Below are 24,723 nucleotides of genomic sequence, written 5' to 3'. Positions count from 1 at the left end.
GTTCATCACGCCCGCCTGTTCGTTCATCGCGTCATCAGACAGAGTCTGCCCGTTAAACCTAATGCCCCACGCTCTCGCCGCGTTCGAGCCCGCTCAGCGCGAGCTGCTCGTCAATCTGCGCGACGAGCCGATCGAGCCCCTCCTGCTTATCGCTCTCCGCGCGGGCGACCAGCACGTCCTGCGTGTTCGAGGCGCGCAGCAGCCACCAGCCGTCATCGGTGGTGACCCGTACGCCGTCGGTAGTATTGGCCACCGCGTCGCTCGCAGCGATGCGTGCGGCGATTTCTTCGATCGCCGCAAACTTGCGGCTCTCATCGACCTGGAAACGCAGCTCGGGCGTGTTGACCATCGCCGGCATCGCTCCGCGCAGCTCGGTGACCGACCTGCCCAGTCGCGCCGAGGCGGCGATGAGCCGCACCCCAGCATAGAGCGCGTCGTCGAAGCCATAATACTCGTCGGCGAAAAACACGTGCCCACTCATCTCGCCCGCCAGCGGCGAGGAGACTTCCTTCATCTTGGATTTGATCAGCGAATGGCCGGTCTTCCACATCAGCGGCTGCCCGCCATGCGCGGCCACGTGATCGAACAGTGCCCGGCTCGCCTTCACGTCAGCGATAATCGTTGCGCCCTTGCGCTTTGCCAGCAGGTCCTCGGCATAGATCATCAGCAGCTGGTCGCCCCAGATGACCCGCCCTTCGCCGTCGATCGCGCCGATGCGGTCCCCGTCACCGTCGAAGGCGATCCCGAAGTCGAGCGATTTCTCAGCGACCAGCGCGCGCAAGTCCGCGAGATTCGCTTCAACCGTTGGATCGGGATGGTGGTTGGGGAAGTTACCGTCGACTTCGGTGTAGAGCAGGTGATGTTCGCCCGGCAGGTCAGCAACGAGCCGTTCCAACGCCGGGCCAGCGGCGCCATTCCCCGCATCCCAACCAATCCGCACCCCCTCGAGCCTGGCCGGATCGATCCCGTCGAGCGCCGCCAGCATCTTGGCGACATAGGCCTCCATGACATCGCGCGCTTCGACCGAACCCGTCCCATCACGCCATTCACCGGCCGCGCTGCGTCGGCCAAGCTCCTGGATATCCGCGCCGAAGAACGGTCGCCCCTGGAACACCATCTTGAAGCCGTTGTAATTGGCCGGGTTGTGGCTGCCCGTGATCTGGATACCGCCGTCGACATCGTCGGCAGAGGCTTCCGCGTAATAGAGCATCGGGGTTGGCCCCATGCCGACCCGCACGACATCCAGCCCTACAGCGCTCAGTCCTTCGACCAAGGCATGCTCGAGCATCGGCGAAGACACTCGCCCATCATAGCCCACTGCGACCCGCTTGCCCCCCGCCTCGGCCAGCATCGAGCCGAACACCTTTCCGATCGCACGCGCATCGTCGGGCCCCAGCGTTTCGCCGATGATCCCGCGAATGTCGTATTCGCGCAGGATCGTGGGGTTGAAACTGTGACTCATTCACTACTCTCCGGGGCTTCGTAGGGCAGTTCATTGAGCAGGAGGTCACGCGCAGCGTTGACCTCCTGCATTTCCTGACTGCTCCCGCCCCTGTCGGGATGGATAATTGCAACAATACGACGATGTGCGTCGCGGATTTCCTGCGCGTCGGCTCGCTCGCTGACGCCGAGCAGCTTGCGCGCCTTGGACAAAGCCTGCTGACGCGTGTCAGGCGCCTTGAGGTATTCCCACGGCCATTTTCCGAAGATCCAGCGACATGCGACGGAAACCAGAATGGCCAAGGCAATAAGGCGTATCATCAGGCAACATCCTCCTCGTCCCGGGCTGCGCTGGTCCCCGGGAGACGCAGTCCCGCGATGAGCCCACGCAGTTCCTGCCTCGCGACCAGGTGGCTGGTGCCGAGGTCGCCAAGGTGGCCCTTGTCGAGCAGCGTAAGGCCCGACGGAAACAATTCGCGATAGATGACGCGTTCGGACAAGCCACGCGCCACGCGGAAACCGACGCGGCGCGACATCTCGGTCAGCGCTTGTTCGATGCGCGCCATGTTGCGTGCTTCGGTGTGGCTGGTGCGGTTGCGCACCACCACCCAGTCCATCTGGCGACGGCTCTGCTCCACCGTCGCGCGGCTGCGCTTGATCCGCGCTTCCCAGATCAGTTCGGCGTAGAAGGAAAGTTTCTTGACGCGAAAGCTTTCGCCTTCGACCTGGCCGATGAGGTCGAAGTCGACGAAGCTGTCGTTCATCGGCGTGACCAGCGTGTCGGCCGTGGTTGCGGCATGGCGCGCCAGGGGATCGTCGCGACCGGGCGTATCGATCACCACGAAGTCCACCCCAATCGCTTGTTCCGCGATGAACGCCTCGAACTGCGATTCGTCCATGCCCTCGACAACATGGGATTCGGCCATCGGCAGCTCGATCCCGCGGCGCTCCATCGTTTCGGCACGGTTCTCGAAATAGCGGCACATGGTGCGCTGGCGATAGTCGAGGTCGAAGGCCACCACGCGTGCGCCACCAAAGGCCAGCGCCACCGCGATGTGCACCGCCGTAGTGGATTTACCGGTCCCGCCCTTCTCATTGGCGAAGACGATACGGTGCGGCGCAGACGACATCGGAAGGTTCTACTCGAAAATAGGGCTGAGCGCGCCTCCCTATCCAAGGTCGCCAGCCCGGGCAACGCAATGGCACTGGGAAGTACCAAAATTCCTTGCGGTGGCGTCCGTTGCAGCGCCGTCCGAAGCGCTGTAGCCACAGGCACCGGGGGCGATTAGAGGGGCGGAGCGACAATGGTCGCCTTACCTTGTCATTGGGAGTGGATCTGGTGAAGACGGTTACGACGCTGGTCGCGCTCCGCACCGAGACCGAGCGCTTGCGGCAAGGTGGATCGCTGGCCCTGGTGCCGACCATGGGCGCCCTCCACGAGGGGCACCTGACACTTGTGCGCAAGGCGCGTTCGCAGGCCGATCACGTCGCTGTCTCGATCTTCGTCAATCCGAAGCAGTTCGGCCCCAACGAGGATCTCGACGCCTACCCCCGCCAGCTCGCGCGCGACAGCGAATTGCTCGAAGCCGAAGGAGTTGCCTTGCTGTGGGCGCCGACGCCGGGCGAGATGTATCCTGCGGGCTATGCCACGAGCATCTCGGTTGAGGGTGTCAGCGCGGGCCTGTGCGGGGCCGACCGCCCCGGACATTTCGACGGCGTCGCGACGGTAGTCTGCAAATTATTCAACCAGGTTCGGCCCGACATGGCGTTCTTCGGTGAGAAGGACTGGCAGCAGCTGGCCGTGATCCGTCGCATGGCGCGCGACCTCGACCTGCTGTTCCCGCCAGCCGATGCGATCTACGGCGTACCCATCGTGCGCGAAGGCGATGGGCTCGCCATGTCGAGCCGCAATGCCTACCTCTCGGTCGAGCAACGCAAGCAGGCAACCGCGCTCCCTGCCTCCATGCGCCGTGCAATCGCAGCCCTCGCAAAGGGGGCGGGCGTTCCCGGCGTGCTGGAGCAATTGACCGGCGACATCCTCGCCGCGGGCTTCGACTCGGTCGATTATGCTGAGTTGCGCGATGCCGAAAGCCTCGCCCCGCCGGGCCCGGCATCGGGCAATCTGCGGCTCTTCGTTGCTGCGCGGATCGGCGGGACACGCCTGATCGACAACATGCCGCTCGCCTAGGGCGTCCCCTCGCAGGGGGACTGTTACAGTTCGGTTGCAATGCCTAGGGCATGGACTTGTCGAGGATGGCGTTAGGCGCTGATCCCTTCGGAGTCGTATTGGTCGGATGCGTCGCGCCAGTGTGGTGCGATGCATCCGGCTTTTTCATTTCCGGCAGCTCGCTTTCTCGCGAGAGGGAATGGAGCGGGTAAGGGGAATCGAACCCCTCTAGCCAGCTTGGAAGGCTGGAGCATTACCACTATGCTATACCCGCTTGTCGGGGCTCCATACGGAAGCCCCGTGAACAGGACCCGCCCATGCCATCACCGCAGCGGGCTCGTCAACACGCCTTTGCCGGGATCGTGCTATTCGGAGGGGGCCACGCTAGCTTCCCGTTCCGCTGCCGCCGAAAGTGTTTCGGCTAGGGTGGGCTCCTTGCTTTTGGGAACAGGAGCAGGAGTGTCGATGTGAAGGTCGACCCGGCGATTGCGCGCGCGCCCCTCTTCGTTGGGCGTCCCGTCGGGCAAGGCATTCGGCGCAATCGGATTCTGCTCACCGAAGGCGATCACGCTGATGCGCGCCTCATCGATGCCGTTGTCGACAAGGAATGAGCGCACGGCTTCGGCGCGCTCGCGCGATATCCGAAGGTTGGCCGCATCGTTGCCGCCCGCGTCGGCATGGCCACGCAGGACGATTGGCCCGCCGGCCGCTGCCTGCTGCGAATTGACGACCGTGGCGAGTTCGGCACGGGCGGCCTCTGTCAGCTCGCTACCTTCAGGGAAGAAAATGCGTGTATCGAGCGGCTGGGGCGGACGTTCCTTTGCGATCGGCTCGATCTGGAACTCGGGCCTGAAGATCGACTTGGCATCCCCCGTCGGCTTGGGTTGCGGGGTTTGAGGTGTCGTCTCCCCGCACGCGGCTAGTGCACCAAGCAGGGCAAGACCAAGTCCGGCCGTAAGGCTTCGTTTCACAGTCATGCCCCTTGCTCCGCCGCAGTTGTCTTCTGGCGCCTGCTCGCCCGCTTTGCGGCCACCTCTTCCGGGCTACGTTGCTGGGGCGGGGAAAAGCTGATTATCGTATCCCCCGGTTGCGGTTCGGGTCGAACCGCGTGGGTAAAGAAGCGCAGCGTTCCGTCCTCGCGTACGAGGAGGAGCATGTTGGCCGCCTCCGGCAGGCGCTGCTGGGCAGCCTCGAAGCGGAAGGCTTCGGAAAGCTTCGTCTTGCGGAACACCCACCCCTGGGCCTGGCGCTCGTTGACGTCCTCAACCCCGAAACCCGATTCGAACAAGGCCCGGCCACGCAGCCCCGGCGGCAAGGCATAGCGATCGCCCTCCTCGGCCGATTCGCCCAGCTGGAACACCTTGTCGCGACCGATCTCATGCGCGAATTCGTTGCACACCAGAGCGTTGTAGGCCTCATTCTCGGTCGCGGCGACCAGCACCGAGTAGGGCGAGAGATCGAGATTGTGCTCGGTCGCTTCATTGAGGATTTCGCCGTGATAGGCTGGCAGGCCTTTCTGGCGCGCCAGCGTCAGGCGCTGCCAGCTTGAATCCACTACCATGACCGGGGTCTTGAGCTCGTGCAGATGCTGCGCCAGCGCGATGGTCCAGGGCGTGCTGCCAACGATGAGCAGGCCCGGGCGATTGCTCCCCTTGATCCCCAGCAGGCGGGCGACAAGGTCGATGGTGAAGCCGTGGGCGACGATGGTGGTCACCACTACCGCGAAACTCAGGCCGATCAGCGCGGTCCCGTCATACCCGATATCCTTGAGTCGAAGCGCGAAGAGTCCCGAGATCGCCACGAGTACAATCCCGCGGGGTGCGATCCAGGCGAGGAACAATCGCTCGTTCCAGGGCACCGAACTGCCCAGCAGGCTCAGCAGGATAGTGGCAGGGCGGACCAGGAACAGCAGCGCCAGAAGGAAGAGGCCGAAGCTCCAATTGAGATAGGCCAGTTCCTCGAACTTGAGGCTGGCCGACAGGATGATGAAGAGGCCCGAAATGAGCAGCACTGCGACGTTCTGCTTGAAGGGGTGGATGCTGCGCAGCGAGGAGACGTTCATGTTCGCAAGCGCGATGCCCATCACGGTGACGGCGACAAGGCCCGCCTCATGCTCGATCGTGTTCGACAAGACGAAGACGACGATCACCGCAGTGAGCAGGACAGGGACCTTGAGGTATTCGGGTACGGCGCCGCGCGGAAAGGACCAGGCGATGGCAGCTGCCGCGACATAGCCGATCAGGCCGGCGATGATCGCGGCGAAGATCAGGGGAGGGACGACCTCCACCAACGAGGCATCGGGAAACTCGGCGACCCGACGGAAGTATTCATAGGCGATCACGGCGCAAAGCGCACCGAGGGGGTCGTTGACGATCGCTTCCCATTTGAGGATCGCGGCCGGGCGAGGGTTGACCGAAGACTGGCGCAGCAGCGGCATCACCACGGTAGGGCCCGTGACTACGAGGATGCCGGCGAAGAGCACTGCGACGGGCCATTCCAATCCACCAATCGAGTGGGCGGCTATCGCGCCAAAGGTCCAACCGAGGGGCACACCGAGGACTACCAGTCTGAGAACGCCCGAGCCGGCATGCCTCAGCTCGCGAAAATCCAGGCTGAGCCCACCTTCGAAGAGGATGAGCGCGACGCCGATCGATATCATCGGTTCGAGCAAGGGGCCGAAGGCGTGCTCAGGATCGAACAGGCCGAGAATGGGGCCCGCAAGGAAACCGGCGGCAAGCATCAGGACGAGGGCAGGCCAGCCCGTACGCCATGCCAGCCACTGGGCGCCGATGCCCAGCATGCCAACCATTGCGATGACCAGTGTCTGTTCCATACCCCTCGCGAGAACTCAGGCGTTCCTGTCGATCCCCCACAAGGGAAAGCTTCCCTCGTTCAATGCCCGAAGCCCCGAAAATATCCAAACAGGGGCGAGAAAGTCAGTCGCCCTCAAAGGACATCAGGCTATCGACCTTAACGTCGACCTCTGCAAGTCGCCGGCCTCCGCCCAGGTCGGGGAGGTCGATCACAAAGGCCGCACGGGAGACCGCGGCACCTGCCTGACGCAGCAGCTTAGTCGCCGCCAGCGCAGTACCGCCGGTTGCCAGTAGATCGTCGACGATGGCGACCGGTTGGCCAGGAGTCACCGCCAAGGGGTCCATCTCAAGCCGATCGAGTCCGTATTCGAGCTCGTAGTCGACGCCAATGGTGTTGCAGGGCAGCTTGCCGGGCTTGCGGATGGGCAGGAATGGCAGGCCCAGATGGGCTGCGACCGCCGCGCCGAAGATGAAGCCGCGCGCCTCCATGCCCGCGATCGCCTGGCTGCCCTCTACGCGTTCCGCCAGCCACTCAACCGAGGCGGAAAATCCGCGCCCATTGCCGATCAGGGTGGTGATATCGCGGAACTGGATACCGCGCTTGGGGAAATCAGGGATGGTGCGGACCAGCGCCTTGAGCTCGTCGGGGGTCATGTATCTCTCCGGCAGAACGAAGGCGCCCCTCGCATCCCGTTGGATGGAGGGGCGCCTTGCATTCGGTTGTCAGACTGGCTCAGCCGTGCTTCTTCGGCTTCACCGCTGCCCAGATCTGCTGCTTCGACAGGTATGCGAGGACCGTGGCGAACAGCAGGAAGATCAGAACCGGCCAACCCGTCTGCTTGCGCTTGTCCAGCGTCGGTTCGGCGGTCCAGGTGAGGAAGGCTGCGACATCCTTCGACATCTGCTCGACCGTCGCTTCGGTACCGTCGTCGTAGGTGACCTGGCCGTCAGCCAGCGGGGCCGGCATGGCCAGCGCCAGGTTGGCGAAATAGGGGTTGTAGTAACCCGTTGCCGGGATCGCGAAGTCGGGGAATTCCTCGGTCACCTCGGCCGGCATCTCGGTATAACCGGTCAGCAGCGAAGCGATGTAATTGGTCCCGTCGTGGCGAGCCTTGGCCATGAGCGAGAGGTCCGGCGGATTGCCTGCGCCAGCATAGGCGACATGCGGGAAATAGTCGGTCGGCAGGCCCGGGCGGGTGGTCGGCTCCTGCGTCACGGGATCGACGTCAGGCACCTGCTTTGATGCGGCGAAGGCCTTCACCTGGCCTTCGTCATAGCCGAGCTGTTCGAGATCGCGGAAAGCCACGAACTTGAGGCTGTGGCACGCAGCACAAACCTCATCGTAAACCTTGAAGCCGCGCTGGAGCTGCTGCTGGTCGAAGCGGCCGAAGGGGCCATCGAACGACCAGGCATACTGGTTCGGGGTCTTGTGAAACTCGTGCTCGGCGGTGGCCGGCTTGAGCTGGCCTTCGCTGATCACCGTGTAGGCGCCATTGCCGAAGGCCCACAGCACGGCAACGGTAAAGCCGAGGCCGATCAGGATGCCGATGAAGCGGATGCTGAAGAGTTGGCTCATTGTCTCAAGTCTCTCTTTCTCGCTCAGACGGCCGGCTTGGCGCTGTCACCGAGGACGGCCTTGTCGTCCGAACCGAGAACGGCTTCGGTAATCGAATAGGGCAGCGGCTCCGGCTTCTCGATCTGCGAGACGATCGGCAGGATCACCAGGAAGTGCAGGAAGTAGTATGCCGTCGCGATCTGGCTGAGCATCACGAAGGGCTCTTCGGCCGGGGCACCACCGCAGTAGAACAGCACCGCCATCGACGGAATCAGGCCGTACCAGAAGAACTTGCGGAACAGCGGACGGTAGTGGCCGCTGCGAACCGGCGACTTGTCGAGCCAGGGCAGGAAGAACCACACCAGGATCGCACTGAACATCGCCAGGACGCCCATCAGCTTCGCCGGAATGAAGAAGAAGTCCGCCGTGAAGGCGCGCAGGATCGCGTAGAACGGCCAGAAGTACCATTCAGGCACGATGTGCGCCGGGGTCGAGAGCGGGTTCGCTTCGATGTAGTTGTCCGGGTGGCCGAGGTAGTTCGGCAGGAAGAACACCAGAGCGAAGTAGAACAACAGCGCCACGCCGAGGCCGAAGCCGTCCTTCGCAGTGAAGTACGGGTGGAACGGAAGCGTGTCGCTTTCCTGCTTCACTTCGACGCCCGTCGGGTTCGAGGAACCCGGGATGTGCAGCGCCCAGATGTGCAGGATGACCACCGCTGCGATTACAAAGGGCAGTAGGAAGTGCAGCGAGAAGAAGCGGTTGAGCGCGGCGTTGTCGGGCGCATAGCCGCCCAACAGCCAGACCTGGATCGGTTCGCCAACCAGCGGGATCGCGCCGAACAGGCCGGTGATGACCTTGGCACCCCAGAAGCTCATCTGGCCCCAGGGCAGAACGTAACCCATGAAGGCGGTCGCCATCATCAGCAGGAAGATGACCACGCCGAGCAGCCAGATCATCTCACGCGGGGCCTTGTACGAGCTGTAGAAGAAACCGCGGAAGATGTGCAGGTAGACGACGATGAAGAAGAAGCTCGCGCCATTGGCGTGCGCGTAGCGCATCAGCCAGCCCCAGTTGACGTCGCGCATGATGTGCTCGGTCGTGGCGAAGGCCACCGATGCGTTCGCCGCATAATGCATCGCCAGAACCACGCCGGTGACGATCTGCAGCACCAGGAAGAACCCGGCGAGCACGCCGAAGTTCCAGAAGTACGACAGGTTGCGCGGAACCGGGTAACCGGCGCCGACGGCGTTATAGACCAGGCGCGGCAGCGGCAGCTTTTCGTCCATGAACTTCATGAACGAATTGGTCGGGGTATATTCCTTGGCCCAGGGAAAGCTCATGGTGTCTCTCTCGTCTTTCAGGCTCAGCCGACGCGCACGACGGTGTCGGAGGTGAACTCGTATTCCGGCACTTCGAGGTTCTTCGGCGCCGGGCCTTTGCGGATGCGGCCAGCGGTGTCGTAGTGCGAACCGTGGCAGGGGCAGAAATAGCCGCCGAACTCGCCCTTCACCTCGCCTTCGGCTGCACCCAGCGGGACGCAGCCGAGGTGCGTACAGACACCCATGGTGATCAGCATGTCGCCGTGACCTTCCTTCGTCCGCTCTTCGAGCGTCTGCGGGTCACGCAGCGAGGACACGTCGACGTCGTTCGCCTCCTGCACCTCGGTCGGCGTCAGGCGACGCACGAACAGTGGCTGCTTGCGGAACACGGCCTTGATCGCCTGGCCCGGCTCGATTGCCGACACGTCGACCTCGGTCGAGCTGGCGGCGAGCACGTCCTTCGAAGGCGCCATCTGGCTAACCAGCGGATAGACGACAGCGAGGCCGCCGATACCGGCCGCGCTGACGGCGGCGATGTCGAGGAAGTCACGCCGACGGATACCGTCGTCGGTCGCGCCAGCCGTTTCGGGAGTTGCGGTTGCAGCGGTGTCTGCCATCAGCGCCTTGCCTTACCTGCCTTGTTCCGGCGCCAGGACCCGGGATCGGACTGGCGCAATTTTCGATCTCGTAACCGGACGGGGACGGACCACGAATGCCTGCACGAAGCCTACGCGAAAGCCCCCGGAATCCCGGTTTGGTGGCGCCTCTAGCGGCTATGCGACAGGTTGCCAACAGCCATTTTGGCGGCTGTCCTCCATCATGCGCGCCATCAATTGCGCAGCCCGATCACACTCAACTGCCGGCCGCCCGTATCTTCGCCGCGATGGGTGGAGCGGCGAAATGAAAAGAACTTGGTCGCACCAGCGTAGGTGTCCTGCGCAAGGTCATCGATCTTGGTCACGCCAGCCTGCTGCAATCGGTGGACGACATAGGCGGGGAGATCGAACTGCCAATGATCGGCGCGTCCCGCCACGAAGAAGATCGCATCGTCGGGGCCGAATTGCGCCCGAAAGCCTTCGTCGACCTCGTAGCTCGCCTGCGCGATGGTCGGCCCGATGGCAGCCCGAATCCGGTCTGCTTGCGCACCAAGCTCGACCATCGCGGCCAGCGTGTTCTCGATCACCCCGCCATGCGCTCCGCGCCATCCCGCATGTGCCGCGCCCACAACGTGGGCTTCCGGGTCATGGAACAACACTGGGGCACAATCGGCAGTGACGATCCCGAGGAGCAGCCCAGGCCGGTCGGTGACCATCGCATCGGCCGTTGGCGGCGTATCCCAGATATCGCGCAGGATCAGCGCATCGGGCGAATGGACCTGATTGACGCGGACCAACGGGGCCCCCGGTAGTACATCGTCGGCAGCGAGCCCCACCCGCGTCGAGAACCCATGAGGGACCGCATCCAGGAGTCCGGAGCGCAGCAACTCAATCAAGCGAACGGGTAACCTGTTCGAAGGTGTCGCGCGACAGGTGTGGCGCAGCCGCGACGCGTTCCAGCTCGGAGCGCATCAGCGCCGCTCGGCCCGGCTCGATCCGCCGCCAGCGCCCGAGCGACGGCACAAAGCGTGCCGCGGTCTGCGGGTTGATCGGATCGAGCGCGAGGATCAGGTCGGCAACCATCCGGTACCCCTCACCGTCTGCCGCATGGAATGCCGACGGGTTGCCGGCAAAGGCCATGTAGAGCGAGCGCACGCGATTGGGGTTGCGGAGGGTGAAGTCCGGATGATCGGCCAGCGCCTTGACGTGCTCGATCGCCTGCGGGTGAAGCGAGGACGCCTGCAGCGCAAACCACTTGTCGATCACCAGGGCATTGCCCTGATAGCGGTTGTAGAAGTCGATCAGCCGCGCGGTCCGTTCCGCGGTACCAAGACCGGCCAGCACCATGAGCGCACCCTGTCGATCGGTCATGTTGTCGGCAGAATCGTATTGTGACGCAGCCAGCGCCGAAGCGCGCTCCGGATCGGCGCCCGCGAGATAGGTTAGCGCGATGGTCTTGACCTTGCGTGCGCCCTTGCCTGCCGCATCCATGGTGAAGGGCAATGTCGAGGCCCGCGCATGCATCGCAACGAGATCTTCGGCCAGAACAGCTCCGACCGCAGCCTTCAACGCCTCGCGCTCTGCGTGGATACGACCCGGATCGGCCACCAGCATCTGCTCGGCAATATGGGTTTGGCCGGGCATCAACAGCAGCTCGCCACGCATCAGGTCGTCAAGCGTCGCATCGGCGATCACCGCACCCAGGGCCCGCGCGATATCGGCCCGTGCAGCCGCGCGGTCATTGTCGCCCAGCGATCCCGACACCGCCGCGACCAAATGGCCGGTCATCAACTCCTGCATCGCTTCGTAGCGCGCAAAGGGATCGTCGTCTTTGGCGGCGAGGAAAACGAGATCCTCGCGCGGCACGTCCCGTTCGATCGTCACCGGCGCGGAGAAAGTCCGATTGATCGACAGTACCGGCTTCTCGGCAAAACCATCGAAAGTGAACGTGTCTGCCGCCTTATCGAGCACCACCAATTGCTCGCCACCATGCTTTCCGCTGGCGCGATCGAACAGGGCGAGCTTGAGCGGGATCGGCATCGGCTGCTTGTCCAGCTGGCCGGGGGTGGATGGGACCACCTGTCCCAGCCGCAGCGTAGCGGTGTTGCCTTCGTGCTCGAGCGACACCGAGACCTTCGGCGTTCCTGCCTGCGAGTACCACAGGCGGAACTGCTTGAGGTCGAGCCCCGCACCGTCCTCGATCGCCTCTACGAAATCCTCGCAGGTCGCCGCCTCGCCATCGTGGCGATCGAAATAAAGGTCGGTCCCGGCACGGAATCGCTCTTCGCCCGCCATGGTCCGCATCATGCGGATCACCTCGGCCCCCTTGTTGTAGACGGTCGCCGTATAGAAGTTGTTGATCTCGCGATAGGAATCTGGGCGAATCGGGTGTGCCAGCGGGCCCGAATCCTCAGGGAACTGGGCCATGCGCAGGATGCGTACATCCTCGATCCGCTTGACCGGTGCGCTACCCATGTCCTGGCTGAACAGCTGGTCGCGCAACACGGTGAAGCCCTCCTTGAGGCTCAGCTGGAACCAGTCCCGGCAGGTTATGCGATTGCCCGACCAGTTGTGGAAGTATTCATGGCCGATGACGCCTTCGATCCCGTCATAATCGGCATCGGTGGCGGTTTCGGGATCGGCGAGGACGAACTTGGTGTTGAAGACGTTGAGCCCCTTGTTCTCCATCGCCCCCATGTTGAAGTCGGACACGGCAACGATGTTGAAGAGGTCGAGGTCGTATTCGCGTCCGAAGACCTCCTCGTCCCACTTCATCGAACGCTTGAGGCTTTCCATCGCGTGCTCGGTCCGGTCGAGATCGCCTTCGCGGACATAGACGTTGAGTTCAACCTTGCGCCCGCTCATCGTAGTGAAGCTGTCGTTGCGCGCGACCAGATCGCCTGCAACCAGCGCGAAGAGGTAGGAGGGCTTGGGCCAGGGGTCATGCCATTCGGCCCAATGGCTGTCGCCACCCTCACCCACAGCGATACGGTTGCCATTGCACAATAGGACCGGGAATTGCGCCTTCGGTCCGCTCATCCGCACGGTATAGGTGCTGAGCACGTCAGGGCGGTCGGGGAAGAAGGTTATGCGGCGAAAACCCTCTGCTTCGCACTGGGTGCAAAGCATCCCGTTCGAGGCATAGAGCCCCATCAGCTGGGAGTTGGTCGACGGTTGGATTGTAGTGGCGATACGGATCTCATGCGCTTCGCCCGTCAGCGGCAGCATCAGATCGCCTTCGTCCATAGTCCAGTTCGTCGCGGGCACGCCGTCGACCAGCACGCTCTCGGGCTCAAGTCCATCACCGTTGAGGCGGATTACCGGCGCGGGGTCGGCCTTGGCATTGCGCGCCACGGTCAATGTCGCGGTAACATGCGTGCTTTCGAGACCGAGCTCGAAGTCGAGCTTCGTTTCGGGGACCAGCCAGCCAAACGGGCGATAGTCGTCGCGCCGGATCATCGGCGGAGCCTTTGGCTGCGGCGCGGCGTCAGCCATTTCCACGTTGCCACCGGGGGTTTCAGGGGTACGAGCGATGTCCATTTCTCTCCTGTCGCGCTGCTGCGCAGTTTCCTCTGTCACTTCATGCAACGCCCGTCGAGCCTTCGCGTTCACCGGTCGGCAAGAGAAGGTCGACGGATTGACAGATTCACCCAATGGCCGCAGCCCGGTAACCAGAGAGGGAGGAATGCAATGATCATCGACCTTCTGGCCGCGGCCAATTCGGGATTCGATGTCGAAGCGGCGACGCGCGCCTATCTCGACACGCTGCAAGGCCCCGCGCGAGCGCAATCCGATGCCTATTTCGAGGGCGGCTATTGGCTGATCCTGTGGGGCACCGTGGCGAGCGTGCTGGCCGACTGGCTGCTGCTCCGCTTCCGCCTGGCCAGCGCCTTTCGCAATTTCGGCGAACGCGTGAGCAAGCGCCGCTGGGTAGTCACCGGCATCACTGCGCTGCTCTATTCGGTGGTCGGCTCGATCCTGCTGCTGCCATGGACGCTATACACCGGCTATTTCCGCGAAAAGCAGTATAGCCTGCTCGACCAGGATTTTGCCGGCTGGGCGGGGGAACAGCTGACCGGTTTCGCCATCGGTCTGATTGCTGCGCCGTTGCTGGTCATCATGATCTACGCTCTCATCCGTCGCGCACCGCGCAGCTGATGGCTGTGGGCAACGGGGGTGATCGGCGCGTTCTTGATGCTCGGCATGGTCCTTGCCCCGGTATTCATTGCCCCCCTGTTCAATGAGTATACGGAGATGGAGTCCGGTCCACTGCGTGACAGGATCGAAGGAATCGCGGCGAAATACGACATTCCTGCCGAGCATATTTACGTCTTCGACCAGTCGAAGCAGCACAAGCGGATCTCGGCCAATGTCTCGGGCCTCGGCCCGACGATCCGCATTTCCCTCAATGACAATTTACTCGAGCGCACCAGCGAGCCCGAGATCCTTGCCGTGATGGGCCACGAAATGGGCCACTACAAGCTCGCCCATGTCTGGTGGATCGTGGGGATCTACCTGCTGATCTTCGGGCTGGGACTGTTCGTCACCAGCCGCGTGGCACCCCGCCTGATCGCACGCTACGGCGAGCGGTGGGGCGTGCGCGACGTGGCGGACCCCGCTTCACTGCCGGTACTGGCCATCTGCTTCAGCGTGTGGATGTTCCTGATGACCCCAGCGACCAATTCGCTGGTACGGATTGCCGAAAGCGAGGCCGACGCCTTCGGACTCGACGCCGCTCAGGAGCCCGATGGCTTCGCCAAGGTCGCCATGCGCCTGTCCGAATATCGCAAGATCGAGCCGGGGCCGATCGAGGAACTGCTGTTTTTCGATCATCCCAGCGGCGCGGCCCGCGTGCGCATGTCGATGGAGTGGAAGGCCCGGCATGTGAAGGATCCACAAATCGTGGTGCCCGAAGAGGGCTATCTCGACGCCAAGTGAGCAGGCTGCTGATCTTTGGCCTCGGCTACACCGCCGAACGCATCGCTGCCGCGCTGCGCGCGCAAGGGTGGCGGGTCGATGCAACCGGCAGTGCGGGCAATCTTGCCTTCGGAGATCGAGCGGCGGTTGCAGCGGCGCTGGCCGATGCGACCCAAGTGTTGAGTTCGGTGCCGCCCGCAGAGGGCAGCGATCCGGTGCTCGATGCCTTTGGTGACGGCCTCGCGGGCAAGTGGCTAGGCTACCTTTCCTCGACCGGAGTCTATGGCGATGCGCAAGGCGCCTGGGTCGATGAAGCTTCGCCCACCGGCGGCGGACGCCGCTCCGCCCGTGCCGAAAGCGACGCGCGCTGGCTGGACCTTGGTGCCCGAGTCTTTCGCCTACCGGGCATCTACGGTCCGGGCCGCAGCGCGCTCGAACGCGTCCGCACGGGCAAGGCCAACCGCATCGACCTGCCTGGGCAGGTGTTCAGCCGCATCCATGTCGACGACATCGTCAGCGGAGTAGTCGCTGGCATCGAGCGCAATGCCCCATCGGGGGCTTACAATCTCGCCGACGACCTGCCGTGCAGCCAGAATGCGGTGATCGAGGAAGCGGCGCGGTTGTTGGGCCTCGAGCCTCCACCAATGCTGACGCTCGAGGAAGCTGACCTGTCGCCCATGGCGCGTGGATTTTATGCCGAGAACCGCCGCGTCGCGAATGGCAAGGCCAAGCGGCTGCTCGACTGGCGGCCGCTCTATCCGACCTATCGCGAAGGCCTGGCCGCGATCATGGCTCGGGCGTAGCGCGGCGCGGCGGCGGCGCGCTGCGGGTGCGCATGGCGACGAGCATGCCCGCCACCGTCACCACCGCCCCGGCAATCGGCAACGGACCCCACACGAAGCCTTCGAACAGCGTCGACAGGATCATCGCCACCACCGGCACCACGACCGAGGAATAGGCCGCCCGCCCCGCCCCAACCTTGCGCACCAACCCATAGTATAGCGGGAAGGTGACCACCGAACCCATCAGCCCGAGATAAAGCACGCCGAGGGCATAACTCGGACGCGGATCAAACTGCGGCGGACCTTCGACCACCAGCGCATAGGCGACATTGATCGCCACCCCGCACAGCATCGACCAGGCGAGCAGGGTCAGCAGCGGCTGGCGCTTGGCGCCTTCCGTCGCCTGGAGGATGTTGGCCATGCTGGCCGAAAGGATACCGCCGACGCACAGCAATGCACCGGTCACGACTTCCCCCAGCGTCGCGGGGGAGGCGCGGTATTCCTGCGCAAACAGCATCGCCACGCCCAGCGCGGCAATGCTCGATCCGATCACGAATTCGCTGCGGATGGGCTGCTTGAGCACGATCCGCCCGAGGACCGCATTGGGCACCACAAGCAATGCGAAAATCACCGCAACGAGGCCCGAGGTGACGTAGCCTTCGGCGTGATAGACGAAGGTGAAATTGAGCGAGAACTGGAAGATCCCGAGCGCGAGGACAAAGGGCCAGCCGCCGGGCGCGAGCCGGAATGGTTCGCCACGCAGGCGCGCTAGCGCGAACATGCCCAGCGACGCGACCATGAAGCGATAGGCGATCGACCAGCCGGCCGGGACCGATGATATCTGGTCGCGAATCACCAGCCAGGTGCCGCCCCAGATCAGACTGACAAGCAGGAATGCTGCCAGGTTGCGGGGGGCGAGGAGGCTATGCTCCTCGGGATGCATGCTCATAGGCCTGCAATCGCCTGCGCCAGTGCGCGCGCATGCTCTTCGCGCGTGTTCCATGCGGTCACGAAACGCGCGGCGTCCGCACCCCAGTCATAGAAGCCGAAACCCTGGGCGCGCAGTGCTTCACGTTCGGCCGCAGTGCAGTGCACGAACAGTTCGTTCGCCTCGACCGCGTGCATCAGGCGCTCGCCGCAGGCACTCGCGATCTCCGCTGCCGCCGCATTGGCATTGCGCGCATTGGCCAGCCACACATCACCGTCGAGCATGGCGTGAATCTGGGCCGCGAGGTAGCGCCCCTTGGACTGCAGGTGTCCTGCACGCTTGCGGCGGTAGCGCGCGACATCGGCCAGTGCGGGATCGAAGAACACGATCGCCTCGGCGCTCATCCCGCCGTTCTTGACGAAGCCGAAACTCAGCGCATCGACCGGCCCCGCGGCTTCACTTGGCGAGCAGTCGAGAAAGGCCACTGCGTTGGCAAAACGTGCGCCGTCCATATGCAGGCCCAGCCCACGGTGCTTGGCCAGCGTGGCAATCGCAGCAACCTCTTCGGGGCGATAGCTGCGACCGTACTCGCTCGCCTGCGTAATCGAGATCGCATGCGGCTGGACCTGGTGGACGTCATCACGAATCGGATCGATCACGGCGCGAATGGCATCGGGGGCCAGCTTCGCCCCATCGCCATGCGCTAGCAGCAGCTTGGCCCCATGGAGGTAGAAGCCGGGCGCGCCACCCTCATCCACCTCGATGTGCGCTTCCTCATGGCAAACCACGCCGCCGTGTGGCTGGACCATGGTGGCAAGCGCAAGGCAATTCGCCGCCGTCCCGGTCGCCACCCACAGCACTGCGCATTCGCGTCCGAACAGCGCCGATACCTTGTCGTCGAGGCCGGCGCTGATCGCATCGCCGTCATAGGGCGCGTCGGGAGTGTCGGCGGCACGCAGTGCATCCCACACTGCGGGATGGACGCTGGCGGCATTGTCGGACAGGAACTGCATCGGAACGCGCATAACCGCCGGTGCATTGGTTGCACAGAAAGGAATTCTGCATGAGCGACAGCAAGGCCATCAGCGTGGAGCGCCGCGAACACGGAGCGCGCGGGACCTATGTCATCCGCGTCCCGGGCATGACGCGTCATGCCACACTGACTTGGACCGAAGGCGAAGGCGTGCGGCACGCCACGCACACATTCGTGCCCGACGAATTGCGCGGCCAGGGCCTCGCAGGCAAGCTGGTCGATGCACTGGTTGCTGATGCGCGCGAGCAGGGCTTTCGCATTCTGCCTGAGTGTTCCTATGTCGTCGCGGCGTTCAAACGCCACCCTGAATGGGCAGACCTGCGCGCCTAATCGTTCATGCCGGGACGGAGAGTTCGGAAAAGTCGGTCCCGGCGATCGAATCGAGCACTCCTGCACGAATACGCCGTGCCTGTTCCAGTGGGACTCCGCGCATCCGCAACCTGCCGCCGGCCAGCCCGAAGTGAAGGTCGGCATAGCCGCGTAGTCTAGCCAGCGGACCACGGACGATCTCGACTGACTGGAGCTTGACCCGCGATGCGATGGAAAGGCTGGGTGCGAGCCAGCCATGCCGCGAATAGAGCTGTTTTGCATCAATCGCGTAGCGATCGAAGCGCCAGCGCAGATACTCGTGCAGCGGGATCCAGACGAAGCCGATCAGAGCGGCGCCGAGTGCGATCGGCCAATGACCGAATACCAGATTCCCGATGGCGACGAGACCCAGCGCCGCGGCTCCGAGCATCGCGCGATCGAAACGATAGGCTTGAGCGGACGGATGCCATTCGACCTCGGCGGACGGCAGCGTAAAGCCGGTTTCGGCGACCACCGGGGCGATCTCTTCCAACCGGCCGAAGGGTACCGCATCGTGATTGGTCGAACCGCTATCGCTGGCCAGGCTGACGACCTTGAGCGAATGCCAGCCAAACCGTCGCCGCAATATGCCGGTGCCCAGCCGCAGAGCCTGCACGCGATGAAGCGGCATGACCACGTCCGTGCGGGTCATCAATCCGCGGCGGCGGCGCAGGCCCTTCTCCCCGCGCTCGAGACGAAAACCCCATTCGCGCAAGGCCGTGCGGGCAAGTCCGGTAACCGTTCCCACCAGCAACAGGGAGCCGAGCGCAAGCAGGATCGCAATGCCCTGCGCAAGGACGCCGAGTTCGAACAGCCAGTGCCCCGGCCCCGAGAGCGCCGTGTACCATTTGCGCACATCCCACCATTCGAAGGGCAACAGGTAGTCGAACTGCTGCGCGGCACCGGCGACGGCGGCGACGACCGCCAGCGAGAACTCGAACAGCCCGAAAACCAGCACGCGCTGCGGGCCCATGGCAAACAGCAAGCTATCGGGCGCTTCCTCGATTTCGCCGTGCTCCGGAAGCACCACTTCCGCCCCATCACGGCGGGCGCGAACGAGCTGGCGGAGCCGTTCCCCCTCTTCTTCGGAAAGGAAGGAGAGCTTGAGGTCCTCACCGCCACCCGCACCGGTCTCGAACTTGACCTCGGTCAGGCCGAAGAGGCGTGGGAGGAACTTCTGCTCGAGGCTGACGTCCTGGATCCGTTCATAGGGCACCGAACGCGCGGACCGCGATAGCAGGCCGCTCTCGACCTTGATGTCGCTATCACGCACTTCATAGGTCAGCCGAAGCCAGCGCATATAGGCCAGCGCGAAGTTGATCGCGATTACCATCAGCACGAAGGGCAAAGCATAGACTAGCTTGCCGCGGTCACCCGCCTTGTCGAAAATCGTCGCGCCAGCGATCACCAGCGGCACGACAAGTTGCCCCATCATCGCCATCGCCTTGACCGCAAAGGTGCGCGGATCGGTCCGCTGCGGCATATGGAGCGAGGTTTCGGTCATTGCGTGTCGCGACGGATTGCGGCGCGGATATCCTCGCGGATCGCCCCGGCATCCGCCTGCGCGAGACCCGGCAGTGAAACCGAGGCATTGTGCGTGCCGGCGGTGTGCACCGTCAACGTCGCCAGGCCGAAGGCACGCTCGAGCGGCCCCTGATCGACGTCGATATGCTGGACCCGACCGAAGGGCACGACCGAATCCGAGCGGAACAGGATGCCGCGCACCACACGCAGCCGTTCGCCCTCGAGCGAATAGCCGCGCGCAGCGTAGCGCCGCATCGGCATGCGGATGAGCAGCCACAGGGCGAACAGTCCCACAGGCAGCCATACCGCGCCGGTATACCCCGGTATCGCGATCTCCGCGACAGACGCCCCGGCGAGCAGCACGGCGGCGACAATTCCGAACTTGACCCGCAGCATGCTGGCGTAGGCCGGGTCGAGCGGGGTCAGGTCTTCTGGATCCATGCCGTTCTAGCTAGGCAATACACTGGCACGATTCAATCTGGTTTCGACACCCGCCTGCGCTATGCCATCGAGAGAGAGGGAGAGGGCCATGGACATTTCGAAGCTGATGTTTCGCGAAGGGCTGATGGAAGGCGAGCGGATCCTGGTCACTGGCGGTGGCACCGGCCTGGGGCGTGAGATGAGCGAAGCTTTCCTGAAGCTGGGCGCCGAGGTTCACATCTGCGGCCGGCGGCAAGGCAAGCTCGACGAGACCGCCGAAGAGCTGATGGCGGCACTTGGCGGCAAGGTTGTGGGCCATGCCTGCGACATCCGTTCGCCTGAAGCGATCAAGGCAATGGTCGACGCGATCTGGACGCATGGCCCGCTGACCGGCGTGGTCAATAATGCCGCGGGCAATTTCATCAGCCGCACCGAAGACCTGTCGATCAACGGTTTCAACGCCATCAGCGACATCGTCTTTCGCGGGACCTTCTATGTCACGCATGAGATCGGCACCCGATTGATCGCCGAGGGACGCAAGGCGAGCTTCCTCGCCATCCTGACCACCTGGGTGTGGAATGGTGGCGCCTTCGTGGTGCCGAGCGCGATGAGCAAGGCGGGGATCAACATCATGACCCAGAGCCTGGCGGTCGAATGGGGACGCTATGGCCTGCGCTTCAATGCCATTGCACCCGGCCTATTCCCGACCAAGGGCATGAGCGCGCGGCTTGCGCCCGGCGGGCATGGCGACAATTCACGGCACGACATGAATCCGATGGGCCGCCATGGCGAGATGCACGAACTCGCCAACCTTGCCGTATTCCTGATGGGGCCGGGTGCCGAATGGGTGAACGGCCAGACCATCGCGATTGATGGTGCCGGCTATCAGGCGACCGGCGGGACCTTCTGGGGTGCACTCCACGGCCTCGGCGATGCCGAGTGGGAGCAGATGCGGGCGATGATCAAGAACACCAACGCCGCCGACAAGGCGGAGCGGACGACTTAACCCGGAATCACGGCCTGCGCGCTGGCACCGTCGCCCTCAGGGGCTGCGATGATGTCGCGAGTGACCGAACCCTTGGCAACGGTCGCAGTGCCGGGATCGCCGACGTTGGAGCGGATGCCGGGATCCGCCGCACCGGCGCGGTCGAGCACGCTGGTTTCGACCCGCGAACGCGGAGCCGGCCCGCCGAACAGCGCGTCGAGCGCCTGCTCGGCCGCGGTGCCTTCACCCGGGCGCGGCGCGCCAGGGGCGGGCGGGGTCAGGTTGAAATCGGGCGGGACCACCAGCGGGGCCTGCCGCTGCACCGCCATCTCGTCGGGCCGGTCGCGATTGAAGATGCCGCCGCCACCGCAGGCCGCGGTCATGGCGGCGAGGCCGGCAGCGAGGGCGAAACGGGCAAGCTTGTTCATCAGATGGTCTCCGCGGCGCCAGGCGCCTCTGGGGTCTCGGTATCGCTGTCCTTGTCGCGCATGAAGAGTGCCCGCGCAAGAACGATGAGAACGCCGATGGTGATAGCCGCATCGGCAACGTTGAAGATCAGGAACGGGCGCCAGGTACCGAAGTGCAGATCGGCGAAATCGACGACATAGCCGAACTCGTAACGGTCCCGGATATTGCCCAGCGCCCCACCAAGGATCAGCGCCAGCGCAAGGATATCGCCCAGCAATTTCTCGCGCAGCATCCAGATGGTCACAGTGAGCGCGATCAGTCCGGTGACGAGCACCAGGCCCCAGCGCATTTCCGGGCTGGTCGCTTCGAACATGCCGAGCGAGACACCGAAATTGCGGGTGAAGCGCAGATCGAAGATCGAGACGATCTGCATCGAATCGCCTACTTCATCGATGCTCAACGGCCCGGTGACGTACCACTTGGTCCACTGGTCGATGGCCAGGACCAGCAGCGCCAAGGCACAGCCGATCAGGCGATAGCGCAGCACTGCGGTCATACGGCCGCATCCATGCCCGCGACCATCGGCTCGCAGCGGTCGCAAAGCGCGCCGTCTTCGGGCACGCTGGGGAGCAGGCGCCAGCAGCGCCCGCACTTGTGTTCGGATGTCCGGCCCACACTCACGCCCTCGCTATCGCCGCGCGTCACTGACGCGGTGATGAACAGCTCGGCAAGATCGGCATCGCTGAAGCCCGTGGGGACGCGCGCGGCGGGCACGGCCACTTCGGCCTCGAGGCTGGAGCGGATGGTCTTGTCGCGGCGCAGCGGCTCGATCGCTTCGGTCACTTCCTCACGCAGTGCGCGCAGGGCAGCGAAGCGGGTGGCCAGGGCCGGGTCGCTCCATTCGGCGGGTAACTCGTGCACTTCGAGCAGGTGGACGCTGCCGCGATCGGGAAAACGCGTCCCCCATACCTCTTCGGCGGTGAACACCAGCACCGGCGCGGCATAGCGGACCAGCGCCTGGAACAGGATATCGAGCACGGTGCGATAGGCGCGCCGTTCGGTTCCCGCCGGATCGTCGCAATAGAGCCGGTCCTTGCGGATATCGAAGAAGAAGGCGGAGAGGTCTTCGTTGCAGAAGTCGATCAGCGCGCGGGTGTATTCGTTGAAGTCGTAGTCGACGATCGCGCGGCGGATCGTCGCATCGAGCGCTACCAGCCGGTCGAGCATGTACCGCTCGAGCTCGGGCATTTCGGCAAACCCGACATGCTCGCTCTCATAGTCGAACCCGTCGAGCGCACCGAGCAGGTAACGGAAGGTGTTGCGCAGCTTGCGGTACTGGTCGGCGACGCCCTTGAGGATCTCGTCACCGATGCGGTGATCCTCGGTGAAATCGACGCTCAGCGCCCACAGGCGGATGATGTCCGCGCCATAGGTTTCCATCACCTTGATCGGGTCTACAGTGTTGCCGAGGCTCTTCGACATCTTCCGCCCATCGCTCGCCATGGTGAAGCCATGGGTGAGGATCTGGTCGTAGGGCGCGCGGCCGCGCGTGGCGCAGCTTTCGAGCAGCGAGGACTGGAACCAGCCGCGATGCTGGTCGCTGCCTTCGAGGTAGAGGTCGGCGGGCCATTGCACATCGCCCCAGCGTCCGCTTTCGAGCACGAAGGCGTGGGTACAGCCCGAATCGAACCATACGTCGAGAATGTCGGTGACCATCTCGAATTCGTTGGGGTCGTAATCCGGGCCGAGGAAGGCGGCCTTGTTGCCGTCGTTCCAGGCGTCCATGCCCTCGTCGCGCACCGCCGCGATCACGCGCGCGTTGACGCCGGGGTCCTGCAGATAGCTGCCGTCGGAGCGCACGAAGAGCGTGATCGGCACGCCCCAGGCGCGCTGGCGGCTGAGCACCCAGTCGGGCCGCCCTTCGACCATGCTGCCAAGACGGTTCCGGCCCTTTTCGGGCACGAAGCGCGTATCGGCGATGGCCTGCATCGCGCGTTCGCGCAGCGTCGAATGGTCGTGACTGACGAAGGGTGCGATCGCCCCGCCGAAAGGACTACCCGGGGCGACGTCGAAATCACCCACGCCCAACGGCTTGTCCATCGGCACGAACCATTGCGGGGTGCAGCGGAAGATGACCTTGGCCTTCGAACGCCAGCTATGCGGGTATGAGTGCTGGTAATCCTCGGACGCGGCGAGCAGAGCGCCGGCTTCGCGCAGGTCCGAACAGATCGGTCCCTCGGGCGCATTGAAGGGCTTGTTGATGACGCTGCGGCGGCGCTCGTCGCTCCCGCCCAACCAGGGCCAGTCATCGCGATAGCGCCCGTCGTTCATCACCGCGAATTGCGGCTCGATCCCGTTCGCCTTGCACAGCTCGAAATCGTCCTCGCCATGGTCAGGCGACATGTGGACGAGGCCGGTGCCGCTGTCGGTGGTGACGAAATCACCCGGTAGGAAGGGACGCGGCTTGGCATAGAACCCGCCGAGATGGTGCATCGGGTGGCGGGCGACGGTGCCGGCGAGGTCAGAGCCTTTGCCACGCCAGACGATCTCGTAATGGGCTGGCGAAATGCCCACGCGAACCGAGAATTGCTCGACGAGTGCTTCTGCAATGAGGACGTCGGAAACCTTGGCGGTCTTCGCTACTTCGTTTTCAGGCTGAGTGTGAACATGCAGGATGACATATTCGACCTCGGGCCCGTAGGCGATCGCTTGATTGACCGGAATCGTCCACGGCGTCGTCGTCCAGATGACCGCGTGAGTTCCAGCGATGTTGGGGAGCGGGCCGTCAATGATCTCGAACGCCACGTCAATCTGAGTCGAAACGATGTCCTCGTACTCGACCTCGGCTTCGGCCAGCGCGGTTTCCTCGACCGGGGACCACATCACCGGCTTCGAACCGCGATAGAGATTGCCCGCCTCGGCCAGCTTCATCAGCTCGGCGACGATGATCGCTTCGCTTTCCTTCTGCATGGTGAGGTAGGGATTGTCCCAATCGGCCATTACGCCGAGGCGCTTCAGCTGCTCACGCTGGACGTCGACCCAGTGCTGGGCATAGGCGCGGCATTCATCGCGGAAGGCCTTGACCTCAGCCTCGTTGCGGCCGTTGCCCGACAGCACCGGCTTGGCCTTCTTGTCCTTGCGATATTGCTCTTCGACCTTCCATTCGATCGGCAGGCCGTGGCAGTCCCAGCCCGGAACGTAGGGCGCATCCTTGCCCAGCAGGTTCTGCGTGCGACAGACCATGTCCTTGAGCGTGTGGTTGAGCGCATGGCCGATGTGCATGTCGCCATTGGCGTAGGGCGGGCCATCGTGGAAGATGAACTTCTCGCGCCCCTTGCGCGCTGCTCGCAGCGCTTCATAGAGCTTCTCGTCCTGCCAGCGCGCAGCAATCGTCGGCTCCTTCTGCGGGAGTCCGGCCTTCATGGGGAAATCGGTCTTCGGCAGGAAGACCGTGTCTCTGTAGTCGCGCTGTTCTGACATAGAGGCGA

At 64.0% G+C, this 24,723-nt stretch carries 24 protein-coding genes and 1 tRNA gene; 6 read left to right on the top strand and 19 right to left on the bottom strand.

The features are described 5' to 3' along the window. Positions 1–58: 58 nt before the first annotated feature. The 3 genes from pgmG to HQR01_RS06220 are packed head-to-tail and all read right to left on the bottom strand — an operon-like array spanning position 59 to position 2,570. A complete protein-coding gene (gene pgmG / locus HQR01_RS06230; protein WP_173213562.1) occupies positions 59–1,462 on the bottom strand; it encodes a phosphoglucomutase/phosphomannomutase PgmG in 1,404 nt (467 codons plus the stop codon). Then, positions 1,459–1,761 carry a J domain-containing protein gene (locus tag HQR01_RS06225; RefSeq protein WP_173213560.1) on the bottom strand — a complete coding sequence of 101 codons (303 nt, stop codon included), beginning with the start codon at positions 1,759–1,761 and terminating at the stop codon, positions 1,459–1,461. Before HQR01_RS06225 ends, pgmG begins: the two co-directional genes overlap by 4 nt. Further along, the gene (locus tag HQR01_RS06220) at positions 1,761–2,570 is read right to left on the bottom strand and encodes a division plane positioning ATPase MipZ (RefSeq protein ID WP_173213558.1); all 810 of its coding nucleotides are present in this window, start codon (positions 2,568–2,570) and stop codon (positions 1,761–1,763) included. Before HQR01_RS06220 ends, HQR01_RS06225 begins: the two co-directional genes overlap by 1 nt. Positions 2,571–2,779: 209 nt before the next feature. Between HQR01_RS06220 and panC the strand changes: the two genes are divergently transcribed. Next, positions 2,780–3,628, top strand: coding sequence for a pantoate--beta-alanine ligase (gene panC, locus HQR01_RS06215; protein WP_173213556.1), 849 nt, complete (start codon positions 2,780–2,782; stop codon positions 3,626–3,628). 179 nt (positions 3,629–3,807) lie between these two features. Here the strand turns inward: panC and HQR01_RS06210 are convergent. The 9 genes from HQR01_RS06210 to pepN form a co-directional block, all read right to left on the bottom strand. Further along, a tRNA-Gly gene (locus tag HQR01_RS06210) sits at positions 3,808–3,881 on the bottom strand. A 91-nt stretch (positions 3,882–3,972) separates the two neighbouring features. Continuing rightward, a complete protein-coding gene (locus HQR01_RS06205; RefSeq protein ID WP_173213554.1) occupies positions 3,973–4,584 on the bottom strand; it encodes an OmpA family protein in 612 nt (203 codons plus the stop codon). Next, positions 4,581–6,440: a cation:proton antiporter gene (locus HQR01_RS06200; protein ID WP_173213552.1), complete on the bottom strand. Its 1,860-nt coding sequence runs from the start codon at positions 6,438–6,440 to the stop codon at positions 4,581–4,583. The genes HQR01_RS06205 and HQR01_RS06200 overlap by 4 nt, the downstream gene beginning before the upstream one ends. Positions 6,441–6,543: 103 nt before the next feature. Then, positions 6,544–7,074, bottom strand: a complete 531-nt coding sequence (locus tag HQR01_RS06195; RefSeq protein WP_173213550.1) for an adenine phosphoribosyltransferase — start codon at positions 7,072–7,074, stop codon at positions 6,544–6,546. Positions 7,075–7,153: 79 nt separating this feature from the next. Beyond that, positions 7,154–7,996, bottom strand: a complete 843-nt coding sequence (locus tag HQR01_RS06190; RefSeq protein WP_173213548.1) for a cytochrome c1 — start codon at positions 7,994–7,996, stop codon at positions 7,154–7,156. A 23-nt stretch (positions 7,997–8,019) separates the two neighbouring features. Then, positions 8,020–9,315, bottom strand: a complete 1,296-nt coding sequence (locus HQR01_RS06185; RefSeq protein WP_173213546.1) for a cytochrome b — start codon at positions 9,313–9,315, stop codon at positions 8,020–8,022. A gap of 23 nt (positions 9,316–9,338) precedes the next feature. After that, positions 9,339–9,911: a ubiquinol-cytochrome c reductase iron-sulfur subunit gene (petA, locus tag HQR01_RS06180; RefSeq protein ID WP_173213544.1), complete on the bottom strand. Its 573-nt coding sequence runs from the start codon at positions 9,909–9,911 to the stop codon at positions 9,339–9,341. Positions 9,912–10,123: 212 nt separating this feature from the next. Continuing rightward, positions 10,124–10,786, bottom strand: a complete 663-nt coding sequence (pgeF, locus tag HQR01_RS06175; protein ID WP_173213542.1) for a peptidoglycan editing factor PgeF — start codon at positions 10,784–10,786, stop codon at positions 10,124–10,126. Beyond that, the gene (gene pepN / locus HQR01_RS06170; protein ID WP_173213540.1) at positions 10,779–13,430 is read right to left on the bottom strand and encodes an aminopeptidase N; all 2,652 of its coding nucleotides are present in this window, start codon (positions 13,428–13,430) and stop codon (positions 10,779–10,781) included. The genes pgeF and pepN overlap by 8 nt, the downstream gene beginning before the upstream one ends. A 150-nt stretch (positions 13,431–13,580) precedes the next feature. Between pepN and HQR01_RS06165 the strand changes: the two genes are divergently transcribed. The 3 genes from HQR01_RS06165 to HQR01_RS06155 are packed head-to-tail and all read left to right on the top strand — an operon-like array spanning position 13,581 to position 15,610. Beyond that, a complete protein-coding gene (locus HQR01_RS06165; protein ID WP_173213538.1) occupies positions 13,581–14,048 on the top strand; it encodes a M48 family metalloprotease in 468 nt (155 codons plus the stop codon). A gap of 18 nt (positions 14,049–14,066) precedes the next feature. Then, the gene (locus HQR01_RS06160) at positions 14,067–14,828 is read left to right on the top strand and encodes a M48 family metalloprotease (protein ID WP_173213536.1); all 762 of its coding nucleotides are present in this window, start codon (positions 14,067–14,069) and stop codon (positions 14,826–14,828) included. Beyond that, complete coding sequence (locus HQR01_RS06155; RefSeq protein ID WP_173213534.1) at positions 14,825–15,610, top strand: Rossmann-fold NAD(P)-binding domain-containing protein; 786 nt, start codon at positions 14,825–14,827, stop codon at positions 15,608–15,610. The genes HQR01_RS06160 and HQR01_RS06155 overlap by 4 nt, the downstream gene beginning before the upstream one ends. Here HQR01_RS06155 and HQR01_RS06150 read toward each other — a convergent pair. Both HQR01_RS06150 and HQR01_RS06145 read right to left on the bottom strand, forming a co-directional pair. Further along, on the bottom strand, positions 15,594–16,538 hold the full coding sequence (locus HQR01_RS06150; protein WP_234030273.1) for a DMT family transporter: 945 nt from the start codon (positions 16,536–16,538) through the stop codon (positions 15,594–15,596). The two genes, HQR01_RS06155 and HQR01_RS06150, sit on opposite strands and share 17 nt — an antisense overlap. After that, complete coding sequence (locus tag HQR01_RS06145) at positions 16,535–17,530, bottom strand: threonine aldolase family protein (protein ID WP_173213532.1); 996 nt, start codon at positions 17,528–17,530, stop codon at positions 16,535–16,537. The genes HQR01_RS06150 and HQR01_RS06145 overlap by 4 nt, the downstream gene beginning before the upstream one ends. A 50-nt stretch (positions 17,531–17,580) precedes the next feature. Here HQR01_RS06145 and HQR01_RS06140 point away from each other — a divergent pair, with 50 nt between their 5' ends. Further along, positions 17,581–17,880, top strand: coding sequence for a GNAT family N-acetyltransferase (locus HQR01_RS06140; protein WP_173213530.1), 300 nt, complete (start codon positions 17,581–17,583; stop codon positions 17,878–17,880). A 4-nt stretch (positions 17,881–17,884) separates the two neighbouring features. Here HQR01_RS06140 and HQR01_RS06135 read toward each other — a convergent pair whose 3' ends face one another. Continuing rightward, positions 17,885–19,402 (bottom strand): PH domain-containing protein, encoded by a 1,518-nt coding sequence (locus tag HQR01_RS06135; RefSeq protein ID WP_173213529.1) that lies wholly within the window; start codon positions 19,400–19,402, stop codon positions 17,885–17,887. After that, entirely contained in the window at positions 19,399–19,863 is a 465-nt protein-coding gene (locus tag HQR01_RS06130) for a PH domain-containing protein (protein ID WP_173213520.1), read from the bottom strand. Before HQR01_RS06130 ends, HQR01_RS06135 begins: the two co-directional genes overlap by 4 nt. 88 nt (positions 19,864–19,951) lie before the next feature. Between HQR01_RS06130 and HQR01_RS06125 the strand changes: the two genes are divergently transcribed. Further along, positions 19,952–20,848, top strand: coding sequence for an SDR family oxidoreductase (locus HQR01_RS06125; RefSeq protein WP_173213515.1), 897 nt, complete (start codon positions 19,952–19,954; stop codon positions 20,846–20,848). On the opposite strand, the gene HQR01_RS06120 is transcribed toward HQR01_RS06125, so the two are convergent. Genes HQR01_RS06120 through ileS form a run of 3 tightly spaced genes read right to left on the bottom strand, consistent with a single transcriptional unit; the run spans position 20,845 to position 24,715 of the window. Further along, positions 20,845–21,255: a DUF3035 domain-containing protein gene (locus HQR01_RS06120; protein WP_173213514.1), complete on the bottom strand. Its 411-nt coding sequence runs from the start codon at positions 21,253–21,255 to the stop codon at positions 20,845–20,847. The two genes, HQR01_RS06125 and HQR01_RS06120, sit on opposite strands and share 4 nt — an antisense overlap. Beyond that, the gene (lspA, locus tag HQR01_RS06115; protein WP_173213513.1) at positions 21,255–21,791 is read right to left on the bottom strand and encodes a signal peptidase II; all 537 of its coding nucleotides are present in this window, start codon (positions 21,789–21,791) and stop codon (positions 21,255–21,257) included. The genes HQR01_RS06120 and lspA overlap by 1 nt, the downstream gene beginning before the upstream one ends. Then, positions 21,788–24,715, bottom strand: coding sequence for an isoleucine--tRNA ligase (gene ileS / locus HQR01_RS06110; RefSeq protein WP_173213512.1), 2,928 nt, complete (start codon positions 24,713–24,715; stop codon positions 21,788–21,790). The genes lspA and ileS overlap by 4 nt, the downstream gene beginning before the upstream one ends. Positions 24,716–24,723 lie beyond the last annotated feature (8 nt).

This window comes from Erythrobacter mangrovi (genome assembly GCF_013260645.1).
GTDB lineage: Bacteria > Pseudomonadota > Alphaproteobacteria > Sphingomonadales > Sphingomonadaceae > Qipengyuania > Qipengyuania mangrovi.
This window is presented reverse-complemented; position numbering and strand designations above follow the sequence as displayed.

Coding starts and splice junctions, on each gene's coding strand:
- pgmG (WP_173213562.1), bottom strand. CDS start 1,462: ATGAGTCACAGTTTCAACCCCACGATCCTGCGCGAATACGACATTCGC.
- HQR01_RS06225 (WP_173213560.1), bottom strand. CDS start 1,761: ATGATACGCCTTATTGCCTTGGCCATTCTGGTTTCCGTCGCATGTCGC.
- HQR01_RS06220 (WP_173213558.1), bottom strand. CDS start 2,570: ATGTCGTCTGCGCCGCACCGTATCGTCTTCGCCAATGAGAAGGGCGGG.
- HQR01_RS06205 (WP_173213554.1), bottom strand. CDS start 4,584: ATGACTGTGAAACGAAGCCTTACGGCCGGACTTGGTCTTGCCCTGCTT.
- HQR01_RS06200 (WP_173213552.1), bottom strand. CDS start 6,440: ATGGAACAGACACTGGTCATCGCAATGGTTGGCATGCTGGGCATCGGC.
- HQR01_RS06195 (WP_173213550.1), bottom strand. CDS start 7,074: ATGACCCCCGACGAGCTCAAGGCGCTGGTCCGCACCATCCCTGATTTC.
- HQR01_RS06190 (WP_173213548.1), bottom strand. CDS start 7,996: ATGAGCCAACTCTTCAGCATCCGCTTCATCGGCATCCTGATCGGCCTC.
- HQR01_RS06185 (WP_173213546.1), bottom strand. CDS start 9,315: ATGAGCTTTCCCTGGGCCAAGGAATATACCCCGACCAATTCGTTCATG.
- petA (WP_173213544.1), bottom strand. CDS start 9,911: ATGGCAGACACCGCTGCAACCGCAACTCCCGAAACGGCTGGCGCGACC.
- pepN (WP_173213540.1), bottom strand. CDS start 13,430: ATGGACATCGCTCGTACCCCTGAAACCCCCGGTGGCAACGTGGAAATG.
- HQR01_RS06165 (WP_173213538.1), top strand. CDS start 13,581: ATGATCATCGACCTTCTGGCCGCGGCCAATTCGGGATTCGATGTCGAA.
- HQR01_RS06150 (WP_234030273.1), bottom strand. CDS start 16,538: ATGAGCATGCATCCCGAGGAGCATAGCCTCCTCGCCCCCCGCAACCTG.
- HQR01_RS06145 (WP_173213532.1), bottom strand. CDS start 17,530: ATGCAGTTCCTGTCCGACAATGCCGCCAGCGTCCATCCCGCAGTGTGG.
- HQR01_RS06140 (WP_173213530.1), top strand. CDS start 17,581: ATGAGCGACAGCAAGGCCATCAGCGTGGAGCGCCGCGAACACGGAGCG.
- HQR01_RS06135 (WP_173213529.1), bottom strand. CDS start 19,402: ATGACCGAAACCTCGCTCCATATGCCGCAGCGGACCGATCCGCGCACC.
- HQR01_RS06130 (WP_173213520.1), bottom strand. CDS start 19,863: ATGGATCCAGAAGACCTGACCCCGCTCGACCCGGCCTACGCCAGCATG.
- HQR01_RS06125 (WP_173213515.1), top strand. CDS start 19,952: ATGGACATTTCGAAGCTGATGTTTCGCGAAGGGCTGATGGAAGGCGAG.
- HQR01_RS06120 (WP_173213514.1), bottom strand. CDS start 21,255: ATGAACAAGCTTGCCCGTTTCGCCCTCGCTGCCGGCCTCGCCGCCATG.
- lspA (WP_173213513.1), bottom strand. CDS start 21,791: ATGACCGCAGTGCTGCGCTATCGCCTGATCGGCTGTGCCTTGGCGCTG.
- ileS (WP_173213512.1), bottom strand. CDS start 24,715: ATGTCAGAACAGCGCGACTACAGAGACACGGTCTTCCTGCCGAAGACC.